General features: G+C 75.1%; 4 protein-coding genes. 3 read left to right on the top strand and 1 reads right to left on the bottom strand.

All coding sequences use genetic code 11. From position 1 onward, the window contains the following. Positions 1 to 94 precede the first annotated feature (94 nt). Positions 95 to 1,048, bottom strand: coding sequence for a 30S ribosomal protein S2 (gene rpsB, locus FOE67_RS16930; protein ID WP_182665175.1), 954 nt, complete (start codon positions 1,046 to 1,048; stop codon positions 95 to 97). 750 nt (positions 1,049 to 1,798) lie between these two features. On the opposite strand from rpsB, the gene FOE67_RS16925 reads away from it, so the two are divergent. The 3 genes from FOE67_RS16925 to dprA form a co-directional block, all read left to right on the top strand. After that, entirely contained in the window at positions 1,799 to 2,194 is a 396-nt protein-coding gene (locus tag FOE67_RS16925) for a YraN family protein (RefSeq protein ID WP_182665172.1), read from the top strand. Next, the gene (locus FOE67_RS16920) at positions 2,194 to 3,768 is read left to right on the top strand and encodes a YifB family Mg chelatase-like AAA ATPase (protein WP_182665169.1); all 1,575 of its coding nucleotides are present in this window, start codon (positions 2,194 to 2,196) and stop codon (positions 3,766 to 3,768) included. The genes FOE67_RS16925 and FOE67_RS16920 overlap by 1 nt, the downstream gene beginning before the upstream one ends. 77 nt (positions 3,769 to 3,845) lie before the next feature. Then, positions 3,846 to 4,720 (top strand): DNA-processing protein DprA (gene dprA, locus FOE67_RS16915; protein WP_194444367.1); only part of this gene is annotated, 875 nt, incomplete at its 3' end.

Below are 4,720 nucleotides of genomic sequence, written 5' to 3'. Positions count from 1 at the left end.
CCCGGGATGTCGGGGGGGTGGGATGGCGCCGGGGAACGGCGGGGGGGGCGGGGAGCCCCGCCCGCCGTTCCCCGGCGGGTGGCGATCGGTCCGATCAGGCCTGGTCGGCCGGGGTCTCGGCAGCCGGGGTCTCGGCGTCGGGGGTCTCCGCGGCCGGGGTCTCGGCGGCCGGGGTCTCGGCGGCCGGCTCGACATCGGCGGCGGGGGCCTGGGGGTCCGCGGCGTCGGCGGCGGACACGGCCTCGGCGGTCGGCGCCACCTCGGCGGCCTTGGCCTCGGCGCCCTCCAGCAGCTCCCGCTCCCACTCGGGCAGCGGCTCACCGGCGGGCTTGTCGCCCTCCTTGGCACCGGCGGCGCCGGAGCGGGCGATCAGGCCCTCGGCGACGGCGTCGGCGATCACCCGGGTCAGGAGGGTGACCGAGCGGATGGCGTCGTCGTTGCCGGGGATCTTGTAGTCGACCTCGTCGGGGTCGCAGTTGGTGTCGAGAATCGCGACGACCGGGATGTTGAGCTTGCGGGCCTCGCCGACGGCGATCTGCTCCTTCTTGGTGTCCACGATCCAGACGGCGCTGGGCACCTTCTGCATGTCGCGGATACCGCCGAGGGTCTTCTCCAGCTTGGCCTTCTCGCGGGAGAGGACGAGCAGCTCCTTCTTGGTGAGGCCGGAGGCGGCCACGTCCTCGAAGTCGATCTGCTCCAGCTCCTTGAGGCGCTGCAGCCGCTTGTGAACGGTCGAGAAGTTGGTGAGCATGCCGCCCAGCCAGCGCTGGTTGACGTAGGGCATGCCGACCCGGCCGGCCTGCTCCGCGATCGCCTGCTGCGCCTGCTTCTTGGTGCCGACGAACATCACGGTGCCGCCGTGGGCGACGGTCTCCTTGACGAACTCGTAGGCGCGGTCGATGTACGACAGCGACTGCAGCAGGTCGATGATGTAGATGCCGTTGCGCTCGGTGAAGATGAAGCGCTTCATCTTCGGGTTCCAGCGGCGGGTCTGGTGCCCGAAGTGGACGCCGCTCTCCAGCAGCTCCCGCATCGTGACGACGGCCATGGCCGTTCTCCTTCAGGGAAATACTCGGTTGTCGGCGCGGGCCGGCGGCTCGCGCCCCTGATGTCCACCCGCGTCCACCGGGGGCCGTACGGGAATCGGGAACCGATCCTCCGGACCCACGGACCGAGAGACGCGGCCGACCGCGCGGGGAGGGAATCCCGGAGCGCCGCCGGCGGGACATGCGAGGTCGATTCGGGTACCCGAATCGCCACGAGAAGTGTAAGGGACCGGGAAACCGCCGGGCGACCCCGTGCCCGGCCGGGGGCGGCCCGCCGACCGGCGGGGGAACGGACGGGGAGCGTCGGGAGGGCTTCGTCCCGGCGCCCGACCCCGCCAGGGCTCGCCCCCCGGGCCCGGCGCCGAGTGTCTTTCCCCCTTCCTCCCGTTTCCCTCCTTCCTTCCGTCTTCCTTCCGTCGGCCGGCACCCGGGTCGGTCGTGACCGTGCTCGTCCGGCTCCCGGCCCCTCTCGTTCCCGTCCCTTCGGTGAGCCCGCCCGCGGACGGGACGCCGGGGGGACCGATCGGCGCGCCGGCGACCGCCGATTCACCCGTGGGAGTGGCGGAGTTCTCCACATCCCCGGGGCCGTCCACAGGAAGAACCCCGTCGCCGGCGCGCGAGCCCGTGCGGGGGCACCGTGACGACGTTCCGCCGCCCGTGCGCCGGGGGCCCGGGGGGGGTTCCCCCGTCCCGACCGGTGGACACCGAACCGGCCCGGGTGGCACACCGACCACGGCAGGGAGGCGAACGGCATGGACCGACGCAGGGCGATCGGCCGATACGGCGAGAACGTGGCGACACGACGGTTGATGGTGACGGGGGCCCGGGTGCTGGACCGGAACTGGCGGTGCCGGTGGGGGGAGATCGACATCGTCGCCCTCGAACCGGAGGAGGGCCCCCGGGCACCGGGCACCCTGGTGATCTGCGAGGTGAAGACCCGGCGGGCCGGGGGGTTCCAGGTTCCCCTGGCCGGCCTGGGGCGTCGCCAGACCGCCCGCCTGCGCGGCCTGGCCGAGCGATGGATGACGGAACGCTGGCTGCCCGACCACGGCGCGCCACCACCGGGTGGGGTCCGTCTGGATCTGATCGGCGTGCTCATTCCCCGCCGCGGTGCCCCGGTACTGGAGCACGTGCGGGGGGTGGCGTGATGGCGTTCGCCCGAACCCGATCGGTCGCGCTGCAGGGTGTGGAGGGGGTGGTGGTGGAGGTCCAGGCGGACCTGGAGGCCGGTGTTCCCGCGTTCACGCTGGTGGGCCTGGCCGACAAGTCCCTGAGCGAGAGCCGCGAGCGGGTGCGCTCGGCGGTGGTCAACTCGGGGGTCCCCTGGCCTCAGCGCAAGCTCACGGTGGGGCTCAGCCCGGCGACGGTTCCCAAGTCGGGCAGCGGTTTCGACCTGGCGATCGCCGCGGGGGTGCTGGCGGCGGCCGAGCAGGTGGATCCGGCTGCCGTGGACGATCTCGTCATGTTCGGCGAGTTGGGACTGGACGGTCGGGTGCGGCCGGTCCGGGGGGTGTTGCCGGCCGTCCTCGCCGCGGCGGCCGCGGGGTACCGGCGGGTGGTGGTCGCCGAGTCCACCGCGGCGGAGGCGGCACTGGTGCCGGAGACGGCGGTGCTCGGGGTCCGCAGTCTGCGGCAGTTGATCGCGGTGCTCAACGGGGAGCCGGTGCCGGAGGAGGAACCGGACCATCTCCCGGCGACGGACGGGCGGGTAGTCGGGGCGGCGACGGACGGGCGGCAACCGGACCTGGCCGACGTGGCGGGGCAGCGGGTGGCCCGGCGCGCCCTGGAGGTGGCGGCCGCCGGGTGCCACCACCTCTTCCTGCGCGGTGCTCCCGGGGCCGGCAAGACGATGCTCGCCGAGCGGCTGCCGGGGCTGCTCCCGCCGTTGAGCCGGCGGGAATCCCTCGAGGTCACGGCGGTGCACTCCATCGACGGATCGTTGCCGGAGGGGGTCCCGCTGGTGGAGCGGCCGCCGTACTGCGCCCCCCACCACTCGGCCTCGATGGCCGCCCTGGTGGGCGGCGGCACCGGTCTCCCCCGCCCCGGCGCGGTCTCGCTGGCCCACCGCGGCGTGCTCTTCATCGACGAGGCGGCGGAGATGAGCGGTCGGGTGCTGGACGCCCTGCGGCAGCCGCTGGAGTCCGGGCGGGTCGTGATCGCCCGTTCGGCGGGGATGACCACACTGCCCGCCCGCTTCCTGCTGGTGATGGCCGCCAACCCGTGTCCGTGCGGACGCCACGGCACCACCGCAGGCGGGTGCGAGTGTCCGCCCGCCGCGGTGCGCCGCTATCGGGCCCGATTGTCCGGGCCGTTGATGGACCGCATGGACCTGCGGGTGCCGGTGGAGCCCGTCGGTCGGGCGGAGTTGTTGGCCGGCCCGGGCGCCGGGGAGTCCACGGCGGTGGTCGCCCGCCGGGTGGTCGAGGCCCGGGAACGGGCGGAGCGGCGGTTCCGGGGCACCCCGTGGCGGGTGAACGGCGAGGTCCCGGGCCATGAGTTGCGGGGACGGTGGTCCCCCGGCCCCGCCGCGTTGGAGCGCGCGGAGCGGGACCTGGAGCGCGGGACCCTCACCGCGCGGGGGCTGGACCGGGTGCTGCGGGTGGCGTGGACGGTGGCCGACCTGGCGGGACGGGACAAGCCCTCGGCGGAGGACGTGGACACGGCGTTGGCGCTGCGCACCGGGGTGCCCCGGGGCACCGGCTTCCCCGGGGGCCCGGCGTGACCGGCGGGAGCCCCGACGCCGGTCCGGCGGGCGCCTGTCCGGGGTCGGGCGGGGGGCGCGTCCCGGAGGAGGAGCGGCTGGCCAGGGTCCGGCTGTCCCGGGTGATCGAGCCGGGGGACACCGCCCTCGGTCGCCGCCTGGCCGAGGTGGGGGCCGAGGGGGTGTGCGCCGATCTGCGGGGGGACCGGCCGCCGCCGGGGGTGGGAGCGGAGCGCTGGGCGGGTCTGCGCCTGAGATATCGCGATGCCCTGCCCGAGCGCGATCTGTGGGCGGCGAACACGTTGGGGGCCCGGTTCGTCTGCCCCGGTGACCCCGAGTGGCCGGCCCAGTTGGACGACCTGGGCGAGGGACGGCCGGTGGGCCTGTGGGTCCGCGGGGGCCCCTCGCTGCGACTGCTGGCGGTCCGTTCGGTCGCGGTGGTCGGCTCCCGGGCCTGCACGGACTACGGGTCCCACGTGGCGGCGGAGCTGGGTGCCGGTCTGGCCGAGCACGGCTGGACGGTGGTGTCCGGGGGTGCCCTGGGCATCGACGGTTCCGCCCACCGGGGCGCCCTGGCGGTGGGTGGGGCGACGGTCGCGGTGTTGGCGTGCGGCGTGGATGTGCCCTACCCGGCCGCCCACGCCGACCTGTTGCGTCGGATCGCGGATCAAGGCCTGGTGGTGGCCGAACTGCCGCCGGGTCTGCGACCCACCAGAGGGCGTTTCCTGACCCGCAACCGCGTACTGGCGGCGCTCACGCGGGGGACGGTGGTGGTGGAGGCGGCCGTGCGCAGCGGCGCGCTGTCCACGGCGCGCCGGGCGGCGGACGCGGGGCGCGCGGTGATGGGCGTGCCCGGGTCGGTTCTCTCCTCGCACTCCCGGGGCGTGCACCGGTTGCTCCGTGAGGAGGCCGTGCTGGTGGGCGGGGTCGAGGAGATTCTCGAACTGGTGGGGCCGATGGGGGAGCCCGGGGG

It is taken from the genome of Streptomyces calidiresistens (assembly GCF_014141525.1).
In the GTDB taxonomy this organism is placed as follows: domain Bacteria; phylum Actinomycetota; class Actinomycetes; order Streptomycetales; family Streptomycetaceae; genus Streptomyces; species Streptomyces calidiresistens.
Note: the sequence above shows the minus strand (reverse complement) of the source record. Positions and strands in the feature narration are given on the sequence as shown.